The organism is Kitasatospora sp. NPDC059646 (assembly GCF_042734615.1).
Classification (GTDB): Bacteria; Actinomycetota; Actinomycetes; order Streptomycetales; family Streptomycetaceae; genus Kitasatospora.
Genome location: NZ_JBHWDS010000012.1, coordinates 62,831 through 85,896, shown reverse-complemented (window position 1 = coordinate 85,896; position 23,066 = coordinate 62,831). Strand labels below are relative to the sequence as shown.

At 73.8% G+C, this 23,066-nt stretch carries 21 protein-coding genes; 10 read left to right on the top strand and 11 right to left on the bottom strand.

The window, feature by feature from the left end:
• Position 1: 1 nt before the first annotated feature.
• Both ACFV1L_RS11105 and ACFV1L_RS11100 read right to left on the bottom strand, forming a co-directional pair.
• The gene (locus tag ACFV1L_RS11105; RefSeq protein WP_380365028.1) at positions 2–2,077 is read right to left on the bottom strand and encodes a bifunctional polysaccharide deacetylase/glycosyltransferase family 2 protein; all 2,076 of its coding nucleotides are present in this window, start codon (positions 2,075–2,077) and stop codon (positions 2–4) included.
• Positions 2,078–2,186: 109 nt separating this feature from the next.
• A complete protein-coding gene (locus ACFV1L_RS11100; RefSeq protein WP_380364949.1) occupies positions 2,187–2,603 on the bottom strand; it encodes a hypothetical protein in 417 nt (138 codons plus the stop codon).
• Between the two features lie 336 nt (positions 2,604–2,939).
• Between ACFV1L_RS11100 and ACFV1L_RS11095 the strand changes: the two genes are divergently transcribed.
• Entirely contained in the window at positions 2,940–3,905 is a 966-nt protein-coding gene (locus tag ACFV1L_RS11095) for a glycoside hydrolase family 16 protein (RefSeq protein ID WP_380364948.1), read from the top strand.
• Between the two features lie 59 nt (positions 3,906–3,964).
• Here ACFV1L_RS11095 and ACFV1L_RS11090 read toward each other — a convergent pair whose 3' ends face one another.
• Entirely contained in the window at positions 3,965–5,098 is a 1,134-nt protein-coding gene (locus tag ACFV1L_RS11090) for an alpha/beta hydrolase (protein ID WP_380364947.1), read from the bottom strand.
• Between the two features lie 278 nt (positions 5,099–5,376).
• Here ACFV1L_RS11090 and ACFV1L_RS11085 point away from each other — a divergent pair, with 278 nt between their 5' ends.
• The 4 genes from ACFV1L_RS11085 to ACFV1L_RS11070 all read left to right on the top strand — a co-directional run bounded on the left by ACFV1L_RS11085 (position 5,377) and on the right by ACFV1L_RS11070 (position 10,668).
• On the top strand, positions 5,377–6,441 hold the full coding sequence (locus ACFV1L_RS11085; RefSeq protein WP_380365027.1) for an ROK family glucokinase: 1,065 nt from the start codon (positions 5,377–5,379) through the stop codon (positions 6,439–6,441).
• A gap of 170 nt (positions 6,442–6,611) precedes the next feature.
• Positions 6,612–8,405, top strand: a complete 1,794-nt coding sequence (gene ggt, locus ACFV1L_RS11080; protein ID WP_380364946.1) for a gamma-glutamyltransferase — start codon at positions 6,612–6,614, stop codon at positions 8,403–8,405.
• 306 nt (positions 8,406–8,711) lie between these two features.
• The gene (locus ACFV1L_RS11075; protein WP_380364945.1) at positions 8,712–9,443 is read left to right on the top strand and encodes an MIP family channel protein; all 732 of its coding nucleotides are present in this window, start codon (positions 8,712–8,714) and stop codon (positions 9,441–9,443) included.
• A gap of 421 nt (positions 9,444–9,864) precedes the next feature.
• Positions 9,865–10,668, top strand: a complete 804-nt coding sequence (locus ACFV1L_RS11070; RefSeq protein ID WP_380364944.1) for an exodeoxyribonuclease III — start codon at positions 9,865–9,867, stop codon at positions 10,666–10,668.
• A 68-nt stretch (positions 10,669–10,736) separates the two neighbouring features.
• Here the strand turns inward: ACFV1L_RS11070 and ACFV1L_RS11065 are convergent, their stop codons facing one another.
• A complete protein-coding gene (locus ACFV1L_RS11065; RefSeq protein ID WP_380364943.1) occupies positions 10,737–11,264 on the bottom strand; it encodes a hypothetical protein in 528 nt (175 codons plus the stop codon).
• A gap of 113 nt (positions 11,265–11,377) precedes the next feature.
• Between ACFV1L_RS11065 and ACFV1L_RS11060 the strand changes: the two genes are divergently transcribed.
• The 4 genes from ACFV1L_RS11060 (at position 11,378) to ACFV1L_RS11045 (ending at position 15,639) form a co-directional block, all read left to right on the top strand.
• A complete protein-coding gene (locus tag ACFV1L_RS11060; protein ID WP_380364942.1) occupies positions 11,378–11,905 on the top strand; it encodes a PadR family transcriptional regulator in 528 nt (175 codons plus the stop codon).
• Complete coding sequence (locus tag ACFV1L_RS11055) at positions 11,902–12,585, top strand: ABC transporter ATP-binding protein (RefSeq protein WP_380364941.1); 684 nt, start codon at positions 11,902–11,904, stop codon at positions 12,583–12,585. Before ACFV1L_RS11060 ends, ACFV1L_RS11055 begins: the two co-directional genes overlap by 4 nt.
• A 2-nt stretch (positions 12,586–12,587) precedes the next feature.
• Positions 12,588–14,894 carry an FtsX-like permease family protein gene (locus tag ACFV1L_RS11050; RefSeq protein ID WP_380365026.1) on the top strand — a complete coding sequence of 769 codons (2,307 nt, stop codon included), beginning with the start codon at positions 12,588–12,590 and terminating at the stop codon, positions 14,892–14,894.
• A gap of 160 nt (positions 14,895–15,054) precedes the next feature.
• The gene (locus tag ACFV1L_RS11045; protein WP_380364940.1) at positions 15,055–15,639 is read left to right on the top strand and encodes a hypothetical protein; all 585 of its coding nucleotides are present in this window, start codon (positions 15,055–15,057) and stop codon (positions 15,637–15,639) included.
• A 104-nt stretch (positions 15,640–15,743) separates the two neighbouring features.
• On the opposite strand, the gene ACFV1L_RS11040 is transcribed toward ACFV1L_RS11045, so the two are convergent.
• Positions 15,744–16,436: a lysoplasmalogenase gene (locus tag ACFV1L_RS11040; RefSeq protein ID WP_380364939.1), complete on the bottom strand. Its 693-nt coding sequence runs from the start codon at positions 16,434–16,436 to the stop codon at positions 15,744–15,746.
• A complete protein-coding gene (locus ACFV1L_RS11035) occupies positions 16,433–17,308 on the bottom strand; it encodes a sterol desaturase family protein (protein ID WP_380364938.1) in 876 nt (291 codons plus the stop codon). Before ACFV1L_RS11035 ends, ACFV1L_RS11040 begins: the two co-directional genes overlap by 4 nt.
• A 241-nt stretch (positions 17,309–17,549) precedes the next feature.
• Between ACFV1L_RS11035 and ACFV1L_RS11030 the strand changes: the two genes are divergently transcribed.
• Positions 17,550–18,797 (top strand): DUF2398 family protein, encoded by a 1,248-nt coding sequence (locus ACFV1L_RS11030; protein WP_380364937.1) that lies wholly within the window; start codon positions 17,550–17,552, stop codon positions 18,795–18,797.
• A gap of 4 nt (positions 18,798–18,801) precedes the next feature.
• Here ACFV1L_RS11030 and ACFV1L_RS11025 read toward each other — a convergent pair whose 3' ends face one another.
• The 5 genes from ACFV1L_RS11025 to ACFV1L_RS11005 form a co-directional block, all read right to left on the bottom strand.
• A complete protein-coding gene (locus ACFV1L_RS11025) occupies positions 18,802–19,014 on the bottom strand; it encodes a cold-shock protein (protein WP_380364936.1) in 213 nt (70 codons plus the stop codon).
• A 71-nt stretch (positions 19,015–19,085) separates the two neighbouring features.
• The gene (locus ACFV1L_RS11020) at positions 19,086–19,268 is read right to left on the bottom strand and encodes a hypothetical protein (protein ID WP_380364935.1); all 183 of its coding nucleotides are present in this window, start codon (positions 19,266–19,268) and stop codon (positions 19,086–19,088) included.
• 32 nt (positions 19,269–19,300) lie between these two features.
• Positions 19,301–20,407, bottom strand: a complete 1,107-nt coding sequence (locus ACFV1L_RS11015; protein ID WP_380364934.1) for a hypothetical protein — start codon at positions 20,405–20,407, stop codon at positions 19,301–19,303.
• A gap of 275 nt (positions 20,408–20,682) precedes the next feature.
• Entirely contained in the window at positions 20,683–22,320 is a 1,638-nt protein-coding gene (locus tag ACFV1L_RS11010) for a BCCT family transporter (RefSeq protein WP_380364933.1), read from the bottom strand.
• A 74-nt stretch (positions 22,321–22,394) separates the two neighbouring features.
• The gene (locus tag ACFV1L_RS11005; RefSeq protein ID WP_380364932.1) at positions 22,395–23,024 is read right to left on the bottom strand and encodes a TetR/AcrR family transcriptional regulator; all 630 of its coding nucleotides are present in this window, start codon (positions 23,022–23,024) and stop codon (positions 22,395–22,397) included.
• Between the last annotated feature and the right edge of the window lie 42 nt (positions 23,025–23,066).

The following is a 23,066-nucleotide window of genomic DNA, read 5'->3' as shown; positions in this document are numbered from 1 at the left end:
GTCAGGCCTCCACGGGCGCGGCGACCTCGCCGGTGCGCCGGAGCTTCTGCCAGCGCAGCCGGCCACCGGTCAGCGCGGTGATCGTGGACTGCAGCAGGACGATGTACATCAGCTGCCGGTAGACCACCTGCTGCAACGGCAGGCTGATCAGGTGCCAGGGCTTCTCGTGGTCGAGCCGGAACGCGTACCAGGACAGCAGCGCCTGGAGCGCGATGAACCCGCCCCAGCTGGCCAGCGTGATCGGGGCGTCGGTGAACAGGATGCCGTACAGCAGGAACAGGTCGACCAGCGGCGCCAGCAGCGGGGCGACCACGCCGAACAGCACCACCAGCGGCAGGCCGATCCGGCCGAAGCGGCCGGCCGGGCCGCGGGAGACCACGGCGCGGCGGTGCTTCCACATCGCCTGCATGGAGCCGTAGCTCCACCGGTACCGCTGCGACCACAGCTGCTGGAGGCTGGCGGGCGCCTCGGTCCAGGCCCGGGCCCGCTCCGCGTAGACGATCCGCCAGCCGGCGCACAGCACCGCCATGGTGATGTCGGTGTCCTCGGCGAGGGTGTCGTCGCTCATCCCGCCGACCCGCCGCAGCGCCTCCTTGCGGAACGCGCCGACCGCGCCCGGAATGGTCGGGATGACGTTGAGCACGTCGTACATCCGGCGGTCCAGGTTGTGGCCGAGGACGTACTCGATGTGCTGCCAGGCGCCGATCAGCGTCTCCCGGTTGCCGACCTTGGCGTTGCCCGCGACCGCCCCGATCCCCGGGTCGGCGAACGGCTGCACCAGCTCCCGCACCGTGGACGGCTCGAACACGGTGTCGCCGTCCATCATCACCACGATGTCGTACGAGGCGGCCGCCACACCGGCGTTCAGGGCGCTCGGCTTGCCGCCGTTGACCTTGCGGATCAGCCGGACGAACGGCAGGTTCATCTCCTCGACGATGTCCGCGGTGCCGTCCGTGGAGCCGTCGTCGATCACGATCACTTCGATCGGGTAGTCGCTGGCCGCCAGCGAGTTGAGCGTGTTGGCGATGCACTCGCGCTCGTTGTACGCCGGCACCAGGACGGTCACCGGCTCGGTGACCGGCGGCCCCCACGCGCCCTGCCGCTTGGCCCGGCGGGCGTGCACCGGCGCCAGGACCAGCATCAGAGCGAACCGGCCGAAGTTGAGGAAGCCGACCAGCGCCAGCAGGCCGACCAGCACCGGCAGGGTGTACACGGCGACCTGGGTGGCCCAGATGAAGCCCTTGCCCGCCCACAGCTGGAAGCCGTGCACCGGCACCATCGCCGGGGTGGCGCCGAGCGCGTCCGAGATGGTGGTGAACCGGTAGCCCTCGGCCTGCAGCTTGACGATGATCTGCTCCAGCGCGGCCACCGTCTCGGCGCGGTCGCCGCCCGCGTCGTGCAGCAGGATCAGCTCGCCCGCGCCGGGCCTGGACGGCATCGCCGCCTTGACGATCTCCTCGACGCCCGGGCGCTTCCAGTCGTCGGTGTCCTTGTCGATGAACGCCGTCAGGTAGCCGTGCGCGCCCACGTACTTGATGACCGGGTAGTTCCAGTCGTCCATCGCCGAGGCGTCCGAGGAGTACGGCGGCCGGAACAGCGAACTGTGGACGCCTGCCACGCCGGCCAGCGCCAGCTGGGTCTGCGCCAGCTCCCAGCCGATCCGGGCGTGCGACTGGAACGCCAGGTCGGGGTGGGTGAAGGTGTGCAGGCCGATCTCGTGGCCGCCCGCGACGATCTTCCGGATCAGCTCCGGGTTGCGGGTGGTCATCGCGCCGGTGACGAAGAAGTCCGCGCGGACGTCGTGGGCCTTCAGCACGTCCAGCACCTTCGGCGTCCACTCCGGTGACGGGCCGTCGTCGAAGCTCAGCACCACGGTCCGGTCCGGGATGCGGTAGCTGACCGGGTTCGCCTTCTTGTCGCCGCGCGCGTCGATGACCGGGCCGCCCTTGAGCAGGTTCTCCGGCACGGTCGTCTTGTCGACCGACTGCGCGATCCGGGTGTCGTGGAAGACCTCGTTGGTGGCGAGGCCGCGCAGGACGAGGAGCACCAGCAGACAGGCCAGCAGGGACAGCGGCATGACGAAGCGCAGCGGCGGCGCGGCCAGTCGGCGCGGCCTCAGCAGGGACTGCCGGCGGCGCTGGTGGCGGGACAAATGGTGCTCCTGGAATGGGCGGTGCGAGGGACGATCAGGGGTGCTTGGCCGACCCGCCCGAAGGCGTCGCCCCGCGCGCCCCGGTGGACGGCTTCGACGAGGTCTTCGCGCCGGGCGAGGGCGAGTGGGAGGCGTTCCGGGACGCGGACGGCGAGGGCGAGGGCGAGGGCGAGGCGGAGGGCGCGACCGGCGCCGAGGCCGGCGGCGACTGCGCGGGCTGCGCGGGTATCTCCATCGCGGGGGCGTCCGCCTGAACACCGATCAGGCTGCCGCCCATGGCGACGGCCAGCACGGCGCCCACCACCGAGACCGGCCAGCCGAGGCCCCGCAGCAGCCGGCCGCGCAGGCCGGACTGGTCGACGAACACCGGTTCGGCGAGCGGCTCTTCGACATCCGGACCGGGAAGGCCGGCACCGACCGGGTGGGCCGGTCCGCGGTCGGGGGAAGTCATGACAGGGCGCACCGTACGAGGCCTCTCAGTGCAGGGGGTGAAGACCGCGGGGGCGTAGCTCGAACGCTAGTGCACCGACCTGGACCGAATTGGTCCCCTTGTCCAGTTTCGGCGCGTTCTCGGTGAGGGTTGTAACCGGATCGAGACCCCTACCAGCACGTACCGGTATGGACCTGTGCACGGACCGTGGATCCGGCCCGGTACCTGCCCAGACGCCGACCGGCCCGGGCTCGGCGGCCCGGTGAGGCCCCGTTAGGATGACCGCTCCGCCCGACCGGTCGTCGAACCCGTGCAGGGGCGTGTCCAGGTGCCGCCGCCCCGCCCCGAGGAGCCCGCGTGAGTCAGCCCCGCCGCATCCCCCGTCACCGCGCGTGGAGCGTGCTCAGCCTGCCGGTCCTGCTGTGCACGCTGGCCGCCTGCACGGGCGACCCCGCGAGCGGCGACGGCGCCGCCCCGAAGGGCGGCAAGGGCGCGGCCGCCGCCAGTGCCTCCCCGACGCCCAGCGGGCCGCCCGGGACGCTGTTCGACACCTTCCACTACACCGGCCCCGACGACCCCGCGTTCGCCGCCCACGGCTGGGAGGTCCGGGCCGGCGCCGGCGGCCCCGGGATCAAGGACACCTGGACCACCGCGGGCGCGAGCTTCCCCGACGACCCGACCGCCCAGGGCGGCCGCGCGCTGCAACTGCGCTCCACCACCGACGGCACCAAGCAGGGCACCAAGCAGGTCGAGGTGCAGACCACCGGCGGCAACCTGTTCAACGGGACCTTCGCCGCCCGGGTCCACTTCAGCGACAAGCCCTCCAGCGGCCGCACCGGCGACCACGTCGTGCAGACCTTCTTCCCGATCTCCCCGTCGGACTCCTCGGAGAACTACAGCGAACTCGACTACGAGTACCTGCCGAACGGCGGCTGGGGCGCGCCCGGCCCCAAGCTCGACACCACCAGCTGGTACAAGGCCGACCCGCCGGACCGGGTCACCCACGCCGTCAAGCAGCGCCTGGAGGGCTGGCACACGCTGATGGTCACCGCCGTGGACGGCAAGGCCACCTACGCGCTGGACGGCAAGGAGCTGTTCACCAGCTCCGGCAAGTACGTCCCGCGCGAGAAGATGGACATCCACTTCAGCAACTGGTTCATCGACCTGATGCCGTCCGTCGCCGGCCCGCGCAGCTGGGACATGAAGGTCAACTGGGTCTACTACAAGGCCGACGCGGCGGTGTCCGCGGCGGACGTCCAGAAGACGGTGGACGGCTTCTACGGCGAGGGCACCGCCTACGTCAACACCCTGCCGAAGAACTGACGCACCGACACGCCAGAAGGGCCCGGCCGCCGCAGGCCGGGCCCTTCGTCGTGCGGGCGTCAGTGCTGGGCGGGGATGATCCCGGTCAGCCAGGTGAAGACGCCCGGCACCATCGGCTTCCAGACGTCGCTGCTGTGCGCGCCGGTGGTCTCCTGGACGGTCACCGTGGTCGGGGCCTTGGCGGCGGCCTTCAGCGCCTCGCCGCCCTCCAGGCCGTCGCCCTTGTTGCCGCTCACGTACAGCGCGGTCTTCGGCGGGGTCTTCGCGGACTTGAGGATGTTCAGCGGGTTGGAGATCTCCCGCAGGTGCGGGTCCTTCGCGGTCAGCGACTGCGCCTCGGCGGCCGGGTCGTTGTAGCCGGACAGGCTGACGCCCGCGCGGTACAGGTCCGGGTGCTCCAGCGCCAGCTTGGCCGCGCAGTGCGCGCCCGCCGAGTAGCCGGCCACCGCCCAGCGGTCGGCCGAGGCGTCCACCCGGAAGTTGTCCAGCACCATCTGGCGGACGTCCTTCGACAGCCAGGTGTCGGCGTTGACCTTGCCCGGGACGTCCGCGCAGCCGGTGTCGGTGCTGTCGCCCAGCAGGTTGGTGCGCGGCGAGACCAGGATGAACGGGGTGACCTGGCCGCTCTGCATCATCGGCTTCAGCTGCTCGGAGACCCGCAGCGTGCCGAACCAGGTCTTCGAGGAGCCCGGCCAGCCCGGCAGCAGCTCGACCACCGGGAAGTTCTTGTCCTTGTACGCCGGGTCGTTGTACTGCGGCGGCAGCCACACCAGCACCTCGCCGTCGACGCCGGAGACCGCGCCCTTCAGGTCGGTGGTCTGCACGTCGTTCGGGACCTTCGGGTCACCCACCGGCTTGAAGTGCTGGACGACCTTGGTGTGCTGCTTGCCGTCGTTGCCCGGCGTCGGACCGCCGCTCGCCCCGGTCTCGGCCTGCACGTTCGGGACCGCCCGGACGTGGTTGCCGGTGCCCAGCAGGTCGTCCCAGCTGCCGTAGATCAGGTTGGCGTTGTTCACCATCACGAACACCGTGGTGACGGCCGTGATCTGACAGAACAGCAGCATCACGATCCTTGACAGCACCTGGACCGGCTTGGGGCCGCGCACCCGGCTCCAGAGCAGCAGGGCCACGGCGATCGAGATCGGCACCAGGATGATCGTCAGAATAAGGAACGGGGTGCCTGTCAGCTGCATCGGGTCTCTCGCATCGGGTCGTCCGGCCGTCCGGGGCAAGGTCCCCCGGTTCGCACATCACACTTGTCAGACTGCGTCAAACACACGATCAGTTGCTGGCGACACCCGCAGAAACCTGAGAGGAACATCACGTTTTCGTGAGAATCCGCTGTGCGTTCGGGGCCTAGTCTGCCAGTTCGCCAAGAGCCCTCCACCACCCGCCCACAGCTTTTACCGAAACCAGGAGCATTCATTCCGTGACCAGTGCCAACGGCCCCTCCCGCCCCGCCCTGCCCAGCCTGCTGGGCCTCGGCCCGCGCGCCGAACGCCGCCGCCGCACCCTGCCCGCCGGGGTGCTGCGCCTGCCCACCATCGGGGTGGACATCGGCGGCACCAAGGTCGTCGCCGGCGTGGTCGACGGCGAAGGACGCGTACTGGACCGGCTGCGCACCGAGACCCCCGACAAGAGCAAGAGCCCCAAGGTCGTCGAGGACGTCATCGTCGACCTCGTCCTGCAGCTCGCCGACAAGCACGACGTGCACGCGGTCGGCGTCGGCGCGGCCGGCTGGGTCGACGCCGACCGCTCCACCGTCCTGTTCGCCCCCCACCTCAACTGGCGCGGCGAACCCCTCCAGCAGGCGCTCAGCTCCCGGCTCCGCTTCCCCGTCGTGGTCGAGAACGACGCCAACGCCGCCGCCTGGGCCGAATGGCGCTTCGGCGCCGGCCGCGGCGAGGACCAGATGGTGATGATCACCCTCGGCACCGGGATCGGCGGCGCGGTCGTCCGCGACGGGTACGTCGACCGCGGCAAGCACGGCCTGGCCGGTGAGTTCGGCCACATGCAGGTGGTGCCCGGCGGGCACCGCTGCCCGTGCGGCAACCGCGGCTGCTGGGAGCAGTACTCCTCCGGCAACGCCCTGGTCCGCGAAGCCCGCGAACTCGCCGCCGAGGAGTCCCCCGTGGTCCAGCCCCTGCTCGCCCGGGCCGGCGGCACCCCGCTCGGCATCACCGGCCCGCTGGTCACCGAAGCCGCGCGCGACGGCGACCCGGTCGCCGTCGAACTCCTCTACGAGGTCGGCCGCTGGCTCGGCGTCGGCATCGCCAACCTGGCCGCCGCGCTCGACCCCGGCCGGTTCGTCGTCGGCGGCGGCGTCAGCGAAGCCGGCGACCTCCTCCTCGGCCCCGCGCAGGACGCCTTCCGCCGCACCCTCACCGGCCGCGGCTTCCGCCCCGAGGCCGACATCGTCCACGCCGCCCTCGGCAACGAGGCCGGCCTCGTCGGCGCCGCCGACCTGGCCCGCCAGGTCGCCCGCCGGTTCCGCACCGTCAAGCGCCGCCGCGTCGAACGCGCCGCCGCCCACTGAGCCCGGGCCTGCGGCCACCGCGACCGGCCGGGACGCGGGGGCCGGCCCGGTCGGGAGCGCTGACGGGATGACAATTCGGGCCGGGTGTGCGGCAGTTGGCCGAACGGGGCGTTGTCGGGGGCGGGCGGCGTGTGGGAGAACGGGAGACCGACGCCGTCCCAGGAGGCCGTATGAGACCCCTTGCCCGTCTCGTCCCTGCACTCGCTCTCGTCACCGGACTGCTCTGCACCGCTGCCCCTGCCCAGGCCGATCCGGCGGCCGCCGCCGGGAAGCAGCCGGAGGCGGTGGGGTGGGGCGGCGCGGTGGCCAGTGTCGACGCCGACGCCACCGCCGCCGGGCTGGAGGTGCTGCGGCACGGGGGCAACGCGGTGGACGCCGCCGTCGCCACGGCCGCCGCGCTCGGGGTGACCGAGCCGTACTCGGCGGGCATCGGCGGCGGCGGGTACTTCGTGTACTACGACGCCCGGACCGGCAAGGTCTCCACCCTGGACGGGCGGGAGACCGCGTCCCGGACGTCCGACAGTTCGCTGTTCCTGGAGGACGGGAAGCCGCTGGCGTTCGCCGACGCCGTCACCAGCGGCCTGTCCGTCGGCGTTCCCGGCACCGCCGCGACCTGGGAGCAGGCGCTGCGGCGGTGGGGGAGCCGCGATCTGGCCGAGGTGCTGAGGCCGGCCGAGCGGATCGCCGACCGCGGGTTCACCGTCGACCAGACGTTCCAGGACCAGACGGCCGCGAACCAGGCCCGGTTCCAGGACTTCCCGGCCAGTCGCGCGCTGTTCCTGCCGAACGGCAAGCCGCCCGCCGTCGGGTCCACCCTGCGCAACCACGACCTCGCCGCCACCTACCGGGAGTTGGGCCGGTCGGGCACCGCCGCGCTGTACCGCGGCCCGATCGGCGCCGACGTCGTGCGGACCGTCCAGCACCCGCCCGTCGACCCGGCGTCCGGCCGCAACGCCCGCCCCGGAAAGATCGACGCCGCCGACCTGGCCGCCTACCAGGTCCGCCGGCAGGACCCGACGCACGTCAGCTACCGGGGCCTGGACGTGTACGGCATCGCGCCGTCCTCGTCCGGCGGGACGACCGTCGGCGAGGCGCTGAACATCCTGGCCCGCAGCAGCCGCGCCGACCTCGCCGACCCGGTCCAGTACGACCACCGGTTCCTGGAGGCCAGCCGGATCTCCTTCGCCGACCGCAACCGCTGGGTCGGCGACCCGAGCGCCGTGCAGGTGCCGACCCGTCAGCTCCTCGACCCCGACTACGCCGCGTCCCGGGCCTGCCTGATCGACCCGAAGCACGCGCTGACCAGCCCGCTCGCCCCGGGCGACCCGTACCACCCGGCGCCGTGCGCGAGCAGCGGGCAGCCGGCGGCCGAACCGTACGAGGGGCAGAGCACCACGCACCTGACGGTCGCCGACCGGTGGGGCAACGTGGTCTCCTACACGCTGACCATCGAGCAGACCGGCGGCAGCGGCATCACCGTGCCCGGCCGGGGCTTCCTGCTCAACAACGAGCTGACCGACTTCAACTTCACCCCGCTCACCCCGGGCGTCCCCGACCCCAACCTGCCCGGCCCGGGCAAGCGCCCGCGCTCCTCGATCTCGCCGACCATCGTGCTCCGCGACGGACAGCCGTACCTGGCCGTCGGCTCGCCCGGCGGCGCCACCATCATCACCACCGTGCTGCAGGTGCTGACCGGGCGGATCGACCGCGGCCTGACGCTGGAACAGGCCATCGCCGCGCCCCGCGCCAGCCAGCGCAACACCGCCGCCAGCCAGGCCGAGCCGGCCTTCCTCGCCTCGCCCGAGACGGCCCGACTCCAGGCCCTGGGCCACGTGTTCAGCTCCACACCGGAGATCGGCGCGGCCACCGGAGTCGAACGACTTCCGGACGGCCGCTGGCTGGCCGCCGCCGAACCCGTCCGCCGGGGCGGCGCCGCGGCCGGGGTGGTGCACCCGTCCCGCTAGGACGGCGACGCCGCTCACCGCGCCGGGGCCCCGGCCCCCCGGGTCGGGGCCCCGGCGCCGGTGCGGCGGACCGCTTCGGGGTGTTCGGTCCGTCCTGACCGTTTCGGTCCGCTTTGCCTGCGTTTTGCATTGAGCGCGCCGGTTTCGTACCGTTTCATGCGTTCGGAGTAATTCGGCAGGCGGACGCGCCGTGAACACGGCCCTCCGCCGTTCGGCCGACATGCGGTCCCCCGAACGGTCGACCAGGGTTGGCCGGACGCGGGCGGCACCGGACCGCCTGCCCAGACGGCCAGGAGGACCAGGCGCATGGGTGGAACGAAGAGGCGGGCGGTGATCGGCGAGTTCCTCGGGACTCTGCTGCTGGTGCTCCTGGCGGTGGGCGCCGCAGTGCTCGCGGGGGAGGCGATCGGTCCGGTCGGCATCGCGCTGGCCTTCGGCTTCGTGCTGCTTGCGCTGGCCTACGCGCTCGGACCGATCTCGGGCTGCCACGTGAACCCGGCGGTGACGCTCGGCTTCCTGCTGGCCCGCCGGATCGACGGGCGCACCGCGGTGTCGTACTGGATCGCGCAGGTGTTCGGCGGAATCGCCGGCGCGGCGCTCGTCCTGCTGCTGGCCAAGCAGATACCGGGCCTGGAGACCCACGGCAAGCTCGGCACCAACGGCTGGGGCGACCGCTCCCAGATGCACATCAACGCCGGCGGCGCGTTCCTGACCGAGGTCGTCCTCACCTTCCTGCTGGTGTACGTGGTGCTGGCGGTCACCCACCGACTGGCCGCGGTCGGCTTCGACGGGCTCCCGATCGGCATCGCCCTGGCGGTCGTCCACCTGGTCGGCATCCCGCTCACCGGCACCTCGGTCAACCCGGCGCGCAGCCTCGGCCCGGCGCTGTTCGCCGGCGGCGACGCGCTCTCCCAGCTCTGGCTGTTCCTGCTCGCCCCGCTGGTCGGCGGCGCACTCGCGGCAGGCATCCACCTGCTGACGCACCCCCAGCCCAACCTCCCGGTGGCCCAGGCCCTGGCCACCGACGCGCGGGCCTGACCCCCGTGACCGCCGCAGCGGCGGCCCGGTCCCCCCGTCCGCGACCGTCTCCGCCGCCGAGGCGGGCGAGCAGTTGACGCGTCGTCGGCCGGGCGGCCCGCCGGGCGCCCCGTACGCGGCGTCACGGCGGCGGGGCCGGAGGCGAAGGCCGACACGTAGGCCGGCTCGCCCGGGACCTGAAGAGCGCTCACCCGAGGCCGCCTTCAGCGGCCCGGGCAACCTGTCCACCGGCGTGGCCGTCAGCACCCTCGAAGACCGCGGTGCTCCGGTTCACCGACCGGCTCAGGCTCCTGCCCACTCCCGGACTGCCCTGGCAGGCCCGTCCGCCCCGGTGCTGTCGGCGCCGGGCGGTATGTTCGGACGGGGTGTCCGGCCCGGTGCCGGGTGCCCCGTCCGTCCGTACCGCCGAGGGAAGGCCGCCGTGACCGTCCGCATCGCCACCTGGAACATCAACTCCGTCACCGCCCGGCTCCCCAAGCTGCTGGAGTGGCTGGAGTCCGCCAAGCCGGACGTGCTCTGCCTGCAAGAACTCAAGTGCAGCACCGAGGCGTACCCCGCCGAGGCGATCGGCGAACTCGGGTACGAGAGCGCCGCGCACGGCACCGGCCGGTGGAACGGCGTCGCCGTGCTGTCCAAGATCGGCCTGGCGGACGTGGTCCGCGACCTGCCCGGCCAGCCCGGCTACCTCGCCGAGGACGCCATGCTCCCGGTCGTCGAGCCGCGCGCCGTCGGCGCGACCTGCGGCCCCGTCCGGGTCTGGTCGGTGTACGTGCCCAACGGCCGCGAGGTCGACCACGCCCACTACCGCTACAAGCTGGAGTGGCTGACCGCCCTGCGCGACGCCGTCCGCGAGGACGCCGCCGGCCCGCGCCCGTTCGCCGTCCTCGGCGACTACAACATCGCCCCCACCGACGCCGACGTCTTCGACATCGCCGCCTTCGAGGGCCTCACCCACGTCACCGCCCCCGAGCGCGCCGCCCTGACGGCCCTCCAGGAGATCGGCCTGCAGGACGTCGTCCCCCGCCCGCTCAAGTACGACCGCCCCTACACCTACTGGGACTACCGCCAGCTGGCCTTCCCGAAGAACCGCGGCATGCGGATCGACCTCACCTACGCCAACAAGGCGTTCGCGGACGCGGTCACCGACACCTACGTCGACCGCGAGGCCCGCAAGGGCAAGGGCACCTCCGACCACGCACCCGTGGTGGTCGACCTCGACCTCTGAGCCTCCGTCAGGCCGTCGGCCCGGCCTCCCACCGCACCTGTCGTGGGGCCGGGCTTCGCGGTGCTCCTTCAGAAGCCGTTGAGCACCGTACCGATCGTGCAGTGGACGAAGCGCAGCACCGGATCGGTGTTGGCGAAGTTCAGCTTCGCCCAGGTGTACACGGCCATGGCGACCACCCGCAGCGGGTCGGGCTCCGCCGAGTCCCACGCGCGGGAGCGGGTCCGGGCCACCGGCCGTCCGTCCTCCAGGAGTCGGGAGCCGGCCAGCCCGCGGCGGACGATGCGCAGGGTGCGTCCGCCGGAGCGGAACTCCACGTGGCGGCGGGAACGCAGCAGGTGGTCGCGGGCGGAGACGCGCAGCTCGGCGCCGTCGAAAGTGCCGACCGCGCCGCGCCGCGCGAAGGAGACTCCGTACGCCGGCTCGCCGAAGTCCGGCAGCTCGGCGAGCGGGCGGCCATCGAGTTCCAGCCGCCAGATCTCCGGGTGGCCCCTCAGCACGTCGAACTCGGCGTCCGAGCGGGCACGATGCAGCGTCAGCTCGCCGGGCGGTGTGATGGCGGCCGTCGTCCCGTCGGGCCGGCTCTTCCTGAACTTCACCGTACGCGCCCCGTCCGTGAAATCCCGTGACAAGGCTAGGGGTTGAAGGCCCGTCGGTCAGTATTCTCCGAGTGTATAGACGTGGAGTACACCCCCGGCGTACCCTCTGGATCATGAGCGTTCCACTCACCCTGCTCGGGCTGCTCGAACGCGAGCCCAGCCACGGCTACGACCTCAAACGCGACTACGACGCCTTCTTCGGACGCGGCAAACCGCTGCCCTTCGGCCAGGTGTACGCCACCCTCGGACGGCTCGCCCGGGACGGGAAGGTCGTCGTCGGGGAACCCGAGGCCGGCGACGGGCCCGACCGCAAGCGCTACGTGATCACCGAGACCGGGGCCACCGAGTTCGAGGACTGGCTGCGCGAACCCGTCGCCGCCGAACCCCACCTGCAGACCGTCCTGTTCAGCAAGGTCGTGCTCGCCCTGATGCTCGGCCGCGACGCCGAGCAGTACCTCGACACCCAGCGCGCCGCCCACCTCGGGCGGATGCGCGAACTCACCGAGATCAAGCGCTCCGGCAGCCTGGTCGACGCCCTCCTCGCCGACCACGGCCTGTTCCACCTGGAATCCGACCTGCGCTGGATCGACCTGACCACCGCCCGACTCGACGCCCTCGCCGCAGAGGTGGCCCGACGATGACCGACCCCCTGCTCCACGCCCACGACGTCACCCTCGCCTTCGGCGAGACGCCCGCCCTGCGCGGCGCCGACCTCGCCGTCGGCGAGGGCGAGATCCTCGCCATCATGGGCCCCAGCGGCTCCGGCAAGTCCACCCTGCTGCACTGCCTCGCCGGCATCCTGACCCCCGACGGCGGCGAGATCCACTTCGACGGCCGCCGGATCGACAACCTCGGCGAACAGGAACGCAGCACCCTGCGCCGGGACAGCTTCGGCTTCGTCTTCCAATTCGGACAGCTCGTCCCCGAGTTGACCGCCGAGGAGAACGTCGCCCTGCCGCTGCTGCTCGGCGGCGCCAAGCGGGCCGCCGCCCTCGGGCGCGCCCGCAGCTGGTTCCCCAGGCTCGGCCTGGACGGCCTGGAGGCCCGCCGCTCCGGCGAACTGTCGGGAGGTCAGGCCCAGCGCGTCGCCCTGGCCCGCGGCCTCGTCGCCGAACCGCGCGTCCTGTTCGCCGACGAACCCACCGGCGCGCTCGACTCCCTGACGGGAGAACAGGTCATGGACCTCCTCGTCGGCTGCGCCCGCGAACAGGGCACCACCGTCGTCCTGGTCACCCACGAGGCCCGGATCGCCGCCTACGCCGACCGCGAGGCGATCGTCCGCGACGGCCGCGCCACCTCGCTGAGCGGACGGCTGACGTGACGATGATCCGGCTCGGACTCCGACTGGCCGTCAGCGGCGGCCGCGAAGCGCTCGTCCGCCTCGCCGTCACCGCCGGGGCCGTCGCCATCGGCGTCGGCCTGCTGCTCACCACGCTCGCCGCGATCAACGGCGTGCACGCCCAGAACGCCCGCAACGCCTGGTTCAACACGCCCTTCGTGCACAGCGTCGCGGCAAGCGCCTCCGGGGCGGCGGGTGCGGGGAGTGGTGCTGCTTCCGCCGATCGGGAGGCTGCGGGAGCGGGCGGGTTCGATCCGATGTGGTGGCTGACCCGGCGGGACACCGTGCAGGGGAAGGAGCTCGGGCGGGTCGACGTCGCGCTCACCGGGCCGCGGGCGGATCTCGCGCCCGGGGTGCCGCGGATGCCCGGCCCGGGGGAGTACTACCTGTCGCCCGCGTTGGCGCGGATGGTCGACGAGACGCCGCCCGCGCAGCTCGGGGACCGGTTCCCGGGGCACCGGATCGGGATCCTCGGACCGGAGGCGCTGCCCGCGCCGGACACCCTGGTGGCCCTGGTCGGGCGGACCCCGCAGGAGATGACCGGACTGCCCGACGCCACGCTGGTGGACCGGGTCGCCACCACCTCGCCCGACAAGTGCGCGGGCTGCGTGGTGGGCATCAGGTCCAGCGGCGTCGACCTGATCCTCACGGTGGTGAGCGGCGCACTGGTCTTCCCGGTGCTGATCCTGATCGGCACCGCCACCCGCCTGAACGCGGCCCGCCGCGAGCAGCGCTTCGCCGCGATGCGGCTGGTCGGCGCGACGCCCCGGCAGGTCTCCGTGGTGGCTGCCGCGGAGGCGACGGTCGCGGCCGCGGCCGGCGTGGCCGTCGGGTTCCTGCCGTTCCTCGCGCTGCGCGGCACGGTCGCGAACGCGGGCCTGACCGGCGCCCGGTTCTTCCGGTCCGACCTCTCCCTGACGCCCGTCCAGATCCTGGCCGTCGTCCTGGGCGTGCCGCTGGCCGCCGCCGTCGCCGCCCGGATCGCGCTGCGCCGGGTGCAGATCTCGCCGCTCGGGGTGACCCGGCGGGTGACGCCCCGGCCGCCCCGGGCGTGGCGGGTGGTGCCGCTGGTGGCGGGGCTGGTGGAGCTGGCCGTGTTCCTGATCTGGCACCCGGAGTCGGTGCCCGGGCAGGTCAGGGCGTACCTTTCCGCATTCCTGCTGATCGCGCTCGGCCTGGTGCTGTCCGGCCCGTGGCTGACCAGGTGGGGCGCCGCCCTGCTGGCCTCGCGCACCCAGCGCCCCGCCACCCTGATCGCCGTCCGGCGGCTGGCCGACAACCCGACCGCCGGATTCCGGGCCGTCAGCGGACTGGTGCTGGCGCTGCTGGTGATGACCGCGACGCTGGGCGTCATCACCACGATCAGCGAGGAGCGCGACCACCCGCACGGCGGCCCGCAGTTCAACCACCTGCTGGTCAACGAGCTCAGCGAGGGCTACGACCGGGACCACCGTCCGGTCAGCCAGGGCCACCCCGCCTCGCCCGAGCTGATGGAGCGGCTGCTCGCCGTGCCGGGCGTGCGGGCCGTCCTGCTGTCGCACCCGGTCGCGGAGGCCGTGCCGGTGCACACCGCCGAGGGCGACGAGACCGCCCGGCAGGCCGTGGACTGCCGGCAGTTGGACGCCGTCGTGCTGTACGGCCACTGCGCGCCCGGCGCGCAGAGCGCCTACGTGCCGTCCCGCTGGTTCGGCTGGGCCGACGAGAGCGCCACCCGGTGGCCGACCGCGCCCTACACGGCCGAGCAGCTGGCCGGGCTCGGGGTGCTGAACGTGGTGGTCGACAGCGACGGCTCGACCGCCGCCGTCGAACAGGCCCGCACCATGGTGGACACCGCCTACCCGGGGCGCCGCCAGGCCATGACGCTCGCCGAGTCGTGGAAGCTGTCCGGCGCTCAGACGCACGCCTACCAGCAGCTCGCCGACGCGGTGATCCTGGCGACCTTCCCGATCGCGGGCTGCAGCCTGGCGGTGAGCCTGGCCGGCTCGATCGGCGAACGCAAGCGGCCGTTCAGCCTGCTCCGCCTGACCGGGGTGTCGCTGGGCACCCTGCGCCGGGTGGTGGCGATGGAGTCGGTGGTGCCGCTGCTGGTGATGGCGGCGGTGGCGGTCGGCGTGGGACTGCTCGCCGCCGACCTGTTCCTCCGCTCGCAGCTGAAGTACACGCTGCACGCGCTCGGCACCGGCTACTACCTGACGGTCGCGGCCGGCCTGGCCGCCGCCCTGGCGATCATCGGGGCGACCCTGCCGCTGCTGCGGCGGATCACCGGACCGGAGACCGCCCGCAACGAGTAGCCGCCCGGAGGAGGACCGTTCGGGGTCGGAGGATCCTCCGGCCCCGAACGGCCTTGCGGTGTCGCCGGGCCCGGCAGCACTGCCTAGCCTGGGCGGCAACCGGACGTAGCGGAGTGGACACGCACCGCTGCCCCCATCCCGAACCCCCTGGAGGTACGGCATGCGCCGCACGCGCACCGCCGCCGCCGCTCTGCTCGGCACCACCGTCCTGCTCGGCCTGGCCGGCACCGCCCCCGCGTCCGCGAAGGGCAGCGAACCCGCCTGGGTCAGCCCGGCGCAGGCGAAGCCCGGCCAGTCCGTCTCGGTCAGTGTGACCTGCGCCAGCAGCTCGGCGAAGACCGTCACCGCGACCTCGCTGGCGTTCGCCGGCGGCTCGACCACGCTCAGCGTCGGGCCCGACGGCACCTACTCCGGCACCGCCACCGTCATCTCCGAGCAGGAGATGGCCGGCGCGGCCGCCAAGCGCACCACCACCAACGACTCGTCCTGGGGCATCGACGGCAAGTGCCCGAACGGCGACAGCTTCGTCGGGGCCGTCGCCATCGCGGTCGCCTCGGCCGGCAGCGGCACCGGCGGCGAGTTCGAGGGCGCGCGGCTCCCGCACGGCGGGGTGGAGACCGGCCTCGGCGGCTCGGTCGGCGCGGACACCGGGCAGCTGGGCGCCGGGGCCGGGCTGGTGGCGGCCGGCGTCGCCGGGCTGTGGCTGCTGCGCCGGCGCGCCGCGGCCGCCGGCCGGGCGTCCTGAGCGGCCGTCCGGTACGCGCGTCCCCCGCGGCCCGGAGCGGAGAACGACCGAGGGCGGACCCACCGCGATGGTGGGTCCGCCCTCGGTCGTGCGTCGACGGGCCGTCAGGACGCCGGCGCCGGAGCCGCCGTCGGGGCGGGAGCGCCGTCGGTGCGGCCCAGGGTGCCGATGGTCAGCAGGTACTGGCCGACGATGTAGGTCAGCATGATCAGGAAGCCGTGCGCCGGCAGGTGCTTCCAGTCCGCCAGGTCGGTGGCGATCAGGGTGTCGGACAGCAGGAACAGCGCGCCGCCGACGCCCGCCCGCCAGTCGATCCGCGCCGAGGTGACCGCGGTGGAGGCCAGCAGCAGGCTGTAGAACGCCATCGGGATCCGCATCCCGGCGTCCAGGTCGGGCAGCAGCAGGGTGATCAGCGTCGCCCAGGCCACCGCGTAGACGGCCGCGGTGAGCACCGCCCGGCGGCGGTCGGCGAGCGCGCCGAGCTTCACGAACATCGTCACGTAGCAGGCGTGGCCGAGCGCGAACGAGCCCATGCCGGCCAGGAAGCCGCCGGTGCCGCCGACCTGCAGCAGGATGTCGCCGCCCGCGCCGAACAGCAGCGCCGGGATCAGCAGCTTCGGCGTGCCGGGCCGCGCCGACGCCCACACCCAGGCGGCCAGCAGCGGCATCAGCAGCGGCTTCGTCGAGTACCGCAGGACCGGCAGGTGGACGGCGATCGCCAGCAGGTGCGCCACCGAGACGACGGCGAAGGCGATCAGCAGGGCCCGCGCGGTGCGCGGGTCTCGGGCGGGGCTCATGCGGGGGCACTCTCCGGGTTGGCGGCGGGGGACTCGGTACGCGTTGCGGGCTGCCAGCCCGGACCCTTCGCCAGGTGGCGCAGCCGGTCCCCCCAGGTGGTGGCGCGGGCCACGTCCCGGGCGATCGCCGCGTACTCGTGGGTGGCGACCTTCAACGGATTGTAGGTCGAGATGTTCTTGGTCAGTCCGTACACCGGCTGCTCGGCCTCGGCCGCGAAGGAGCCGAACCAGCGGTCGAAGACGATCAGGACGCCGCCGAAGTTGCGGTCCAGGTAGCCGCCCTGCGAGGCGTGGTGGACCCGGTGGTGCGACGGGGTGTTGAACAGGTACTCGACCGGCCGGGGCAGCGTGCCGATCCGCTCGGTGTGGATCCAGAACTGGTACACCAGGTTCACCGAGCTGCAGAACGCCACCGCCGCCGGGTGCACGCCCGCCAGGATCATCGGCACGTAGAACACCCAGCCGGTGACGGACGTCCAGGGCTGGCGCAGCGCCGTCGACAGGTTGTAGTGCCGGCTGGAGTGGTGCACCACGTGGCAGGCCCACAGCAGGCGGATCACGTGGTGGCCGCGGTGCGACCAGTAGTAGAAGAAGTCGTAGGCGAGCAGCATCAGCGGCACCGTCCACCACAGCACCGGGACCCGAAGCGGCGTCAACTCGTACAGGAACGAGTAGATCGCCACGATCGGGATCTTCCACCCGGCGTCGAACAGCAGCGATCCCAGGCCCATCGACAGGCTGGCCGCGGTGTCCTTCGCGGCGTAGCCCTGCTCGTCGTCGTCGGGGTGGAACCGGTAGGAGACGATCTCCAGGACGGTGAGCAGCACGAAGGCCGGTATCGACCAGAGCACGACATCGGGCAGGTGAGGCATGCCGGAACCATAGGGGACCGCGGCGGCGTGCGGAAGAGGTTGTTACCGGCGCGTAGTGCTCGGTGCGGCGTCTAGGCTTGGGGGTGACATGGAGCGGCACGAAGCAGCCGCCGGGGTCCGAACGGCCACCGGCGGAACGGGGATCGGGCGCGCGGGCGGGGCGACACAACTGGCGGCCCCACCGCGGCCGTACCCGGGATACGCCGGTACCGGAAGCGAACTCGCCGATTCCGCCCGGCAGTTGGCCGAGCGGTTCGCCGCCGCCGCACCCGCCGAGGCCGACCTGCTGGCGTCCACCGTGTTCGGCGTGCACGGCGCCCGGCACCTGGGCGGCGCACCCCGGCAGGCCGAACCCGCGCCCGGCACCAGCTGGTGGCACGGCCCGACCGTCCACCACACCACCTCGCCGCTGTTCCGCCCGGTCGGCTACCGGCGGACCCGGCGCGAAGCCCCCGCACTGCCCGCACCCCGCCCCACCGGCGGCGGCCGGCACCGCAAACCCGAACGCCCCACCACCGAACTGCGCATCGCCGCCCGGCTGCTGCTCGCCCACCCGCTGGTCACCGCCGAGGGCCCGCACGGCGCGGCGCTCGCCCTGATCCGCCGTCACGCCACCACCCTCGCCGAGCGCTTCCACACCCTGCTCGGCTACCGCCTCACCCTCGGCCCCGACCACGCCCGGCTGCACAAGTCCCCGCTGCCCGGCCGCGGCCTGCCCGGCCTCGACCCCGCCGGGTACGCCGAACTCGTCCGCGCGCTCGCCGCGCTCGCCCGCGGCGCGCAGCCCGGCACGTCCGACGACCGGGTGCGGGCCCTGCTCGACCAGTGGCGACCGCCCGCCGAACTCGCCGCCGACCTGCTCACCGCCCCCGCGCTGCCGCCCGCCGGACCCGAGCTGACGGTCCGCCGGCTGCTCGCCGAGACGCCCGTCGTCCTGCTCGACGACCTCGCCCCCGCCGAACGCGCCCACCTGCTCGCCGCCGCCCCCGCCGAGACGGAACGATTCGCCGACGTGCTCGGCCTGACCGCCGAGATCCGCGCCGAGGGCATCGCCCTCCTCGACCCCGCCGACGAGCTCACCGACCTCGCCCTGCCCGGCCCCGGCACCCTCGCCCAGGCCGCGCTGCTCCTCGCCGAACGCCTGGTCGAGGACCTCCGCCCGGTCGACACCGACACCGCCCCGCCCGCCGTCCTCATCCCCGACGCCCTGATCGACGGCACCCTCGGCGACATCACCGACGACTACGGCATGAGCGCCGGATGGGACGCCGGCTACCTCGCCGACCTGGCCGCGTTCCGCCGCGACGCGCTCGACCTGCTCCACCGGATGGGCCTCGCCGCCCCCGCCGGCCGCAACTGGCTGCTCCGCGCCCCCGCCGCGCGCTACGCCCCCCGCGCCGAACTCCAGCCCGCCCCGGGCTCCGGCCGGCACTCCCGCCCCGCGGCCGGCCCGGCCCAGCCCCGGGGCCGCGACCGGCAGGCGGTGTGACGGCTCACGGGGTGAGCGGGCGGACCCGCTCGGCGACCGGGCGGAACTCCTGGACGGTGGCGTCGTACTGGACGCGCTGGCCGCGGTGCAGGAAGCGGTCGTCCGCCGGGGCGAGGACGGAGTCGTAGTAGACGGCGACGTCGGGGCCGCCCGAGTCGGGGGCGATGTAGCCGTAGGCGTGGTGGATGTCGAACCACCGCACGGTGCCGGTCTCCATGGCGGGACTCCCTTCCGGCCACCCCCAGTATCGGACGGCGTCCGGGGCCCCACCACTCGTTCGGCGCAGCGTCAGCGCTGTGCGGCGCTCACCGCCGGGCCCTGGTGGCGGACGGTCTCCACGGTGGCGCCGACGCCGAAGGACCCCAGGGCGACGGACGCCGCGACGGCGGCGCAGGCGAGCAGCCGGCGGTGGCGCTTCGGCAGGGGGAAGCGCAGGTCCGGGACGACGGCGGCGGCGGTGCGGGCGTTCATGGCAGGCAGCCTGCCAGGGCGGCGTTACGCGGTCACGACACCCGGGTGAAATCCCGCCGGGATCTCGGCGTCGGAACCTCCACAGCTGCATCGCCGCAGGCCGGGGCGGTCGTGGCCGAGCGGAGCAGACCGGGGAGGAAGGACGCCAGCACCTGCTGGGCCGCGCCGTAGAAGAAGATCGGCAGCAGCACGGCGGGGTGACCGCCGAACTGACTGCCGGCCAGCGCCGCCGCCGCACTGGTGTTGTTCAGCCCGGACGCGAGGGTCAGCGTGGTGCGGGCCGCCGGCGGGGCCGGAGAGCGGCGGACGGCCAGCCAGCCCGCCAGGAACGGCCCCGCGCAGACCAGCGCCCCGCAGGCGGCGGCGACCGCGACCAGCCGCGGCTCGGGCCGCAGCTCGACCTCCCGGGCCACCCCCGCCGCGTTCAGCCAGGTCAGCGCGAGCGCGTTCAGCAGGCCCGCCAGGCGCAGCCGGGGCAGCAGCGCGGCCCGCAGCCGGCCGTCGAACGGGCGGCGGGTGGCGCGGCGGGCCAGCAGGCCGGCCAGGCAGGGCAGCGCCACCCACACCGCCATGAACCGGCAGGTGCCGTCCGACCGGGCCAGCGCGTCCAGCACCCGGCGCGGGCCGCCGCTCTCCGGCTCCTCCGCCAGGGCCAGGCCGAGCGGGGTGGTGAGCGGGCTGAGCAGCGTCGTGGTGAGCACCAGGCCCAGGCCGAGCGGTGCGTCGCCGCCCGCCCTGGCCCCCCAGGTCTGGGCGGCGCCCGCGACCGGCATCGCGGCGGTCAGCGCCAGCCCCACCACCAGCCAGGGCGCCTCCCGGCCGTCCGGCCAGCACCCGGCGGCCGCCCGCTCGGCACCCAGCAGCACCACCGCCCGCAGCACCAGCGCGATGCCGAGCCCGGCCAGCAGCAGCCCGGGCCGCAGCAGCGCCCGCCCGACGTCCGCCGCCCGGGTCTCGAACCCGCCGATGAACATCGCCGCCAGCAGCATCGCCCCCGGTGCCGTCACCCCGCCCGCCCGGCAGTGCCGGACCACCCCCGCCAGGTCCGGCGACACCGCGCCCAGCAGGCAGGCGGCCAGGGTGGCGGCGGCCAGACGACGCCGCAGGACGCGGTCGACGGCGGTGCACAGCGGACGCATGCGGGGCGGGCCTTCGGGCGGGGTGGTTGGAGGTGACGGGGCGTCGGACCGGCCGCGGCCCCGACGGGCCTGGCGGCGGCGGGGCTTCCGGCGGGCGCGGGCGGATGACGGCCGCCCGGCCGCCGTTCGGCGTGGCGTCCGACGGGGGTCAGCCTGCCACCGTCCGGGGCCCGCCCGGACCATGACGAACTCTTGGTAAAGGCAGCGAGTTGCCGCCCGCCCAGACGCCGCACGGGGCGTCGGCCGGGTGGACCGGGGTCGGCGGCGGGCCGGGTTCACTCCTGCGGGCGAGACCGGCCGGGGTATTCCTCGCCGACGCTGGTGACGACCGCCTCGCGCAGGCCGTGGGCGGGGTGCGCGCGCGGCGGGCCGGCCGCCGGGTCGGCGCGCAGTTCGCGGAGCAGGGACAGGCAGAGCGCGAGCATCACCAGCACGAACGGCAGCGCCACCAGGATGGTCGCGTTCTGAAGGGCCGTCAGCCCGCCCGCGAGCAGCAGGGCCGCCGCCACCGCCGCCATCAGCGCGCCCCACAGCACCACCAGCCAGGTGCGCGGGTGCAGGGCGCCGCCCGAGGAGAGCGAGCCGAGCACCAGCGAGGCCGAGTCGGCGGAGGTGATGAAGTACAGCATCACCAGCAGCACGGCGACCACGCTGGTCACCGAGCCCAGCGGCAGCGCCTTGAGCATTTCGAACAGCCCGGCGTCCGCGCCCTGCGGGATGGTCGCCACCAGGTCGGCCGCGCCGGTGGACTGCAGCCGGATCGCCGAGGCGCCCATCACGACGAACCACACCGTCGTCGCCCCGCTCGGCACCAGCAGCACCCCGACCAGGAACTGGCGCACCGTCCGGCCGCGCGAGATCCGGGCGATGAACGTGCCGACGAACGGCGCCCAGGACAGCCACCACGCCCAGTAGAAGATCGTCCAGGAGCCGAGCCAGTCCTCGTCGGTGAACGCCCCGGTCTGGGTGGCCAGCACGGCCAGGTCCGACAGGTAGCCGCCGACCGTGGACGGCAGCGCGTCCAGCACGAACACCGTCGGGCCGACCACGAAGACGAACACCATCAGCGCCGCAGCCAGCACCACGCTGGTGGTGGACAGCCACTTCACGCCCCGGTGCACGCCGGACATCGCGGACAGCACGAACGCGCCGCCGAGCGCGGCGATCACCACCAGTTCGACGCCCTGGGTGGCCCGGACGTCCGTCACGTACCCGAGACCGCCCGCCACCTGGATCGCGCCCAGCCCGAGACTGGTCGCCGAGCCGAACACGGTGGCGAACACCGCCAGCAGGTCGATCAGCCGGCCCGCCCAGCCGTGCGCCCGGCGCTCGCCGAGCAGCGGCACGAACGCCTCCGACATCCGGTTGCCCCGGCCCTTGCGGAAGGTGGTGTACGCCAGCGCCAGCCCGCCGACCGCGTAGATCGCCCACGGGTGCAGCGTCCAGTGGAACAGCGAGAACTCCAGCGCCCGCCGCGCCGCCGCCGGCGTCTGCGGCGCCAGGTCCGAACCCGGCTGCGGCTGCGCGTACAGCTGCAGCGGCTCGCCGACGCCGTAGAACAGCAGGCCGATGCCCATGCCGGCGCTGAACATCATCGCCACCCAGGCCAGCGTGGAGAACTCCGGCTGCTCGCCGTCCCGCCCCAGCGGAACCCGGCCGAAGCGGCTCACCGCGATCACCACGGCCAGCACCAGGAACACGTCCGCCGCGACCACGAACAGCCAGCCGAACGAGTGCAGCACCCAGGACAGCGCGGTGTCCGAGGTGCGGCTGAGCGAGTCCTGGGCGAACACGCCCCAGGCGACCACCGCCAGCACGGCGGCCGCGCCGACCCCGAACACCACCCGGTCCAGCGGGAAGGCGTCCGGCGGCGAGGGCTGACGATCCGACAAAGGCTCCGTAGGTGTGGACATATCAGGCACTATGTCCACAAACGGCCACCCGGGGGCCGCGGCACGCCGAGAGCGCCGCACCCCGGGACCGCTGCTCAGACAGCCGGCACCGGCGGCGGCTCGTACGGGGCCAGCACCAGCCGGACCATCTCCTCCAGCCGGGTGCGGGCGTCGTCCAGCGTGGACCGGCCGGTCACCCAGGCCGTCAACTCGCCCTGCCAGGCGTGCCCCACCATGTGCCGCACCAGCTCCCCGGAGGCCGGCGCGACCTCCGGCAGCACCGCGCCCAGCGCCGCCCGGTCCGCCCGGGCCAGCCCCTGCAGCGCCTCACTGGCGAACGGGTCGGTGGACGTCGCCACCGCCACCCGCAACCGGGCCAGTTCGGGCTGCCGCTGGTACGCCCGCATCCCGCGCCGCACGAACCGCACCGCCCGCTCGGTCGGCGAGGCGCTGCGCCCCGCCCCCACCTCGCCGACCAGGTCGGCGAGCAGCAGCCGGTGCCAGTCCGCCATCGCGGCGGCCAGCAGGTGGTCCTTGGAGGAGAAGTACCGGTAGGCGGTGCCGAGCGCCACGCCCGAACGCTCCGACACCTGCTTCATCTGGAGGCGTTCCACGCCGATCTCGGTCACCAGGGCCAGGGCGGCGGACAGGAGGGAGCCGCGGCGTTCGAGCTGACGGGGGGACATCGCCTCCACCGGACGAGGTGACAGGTCAACCTTGGTCACCCGAACCATGATACGGGGCGGCCCCTCGCCGCGGTATGACGC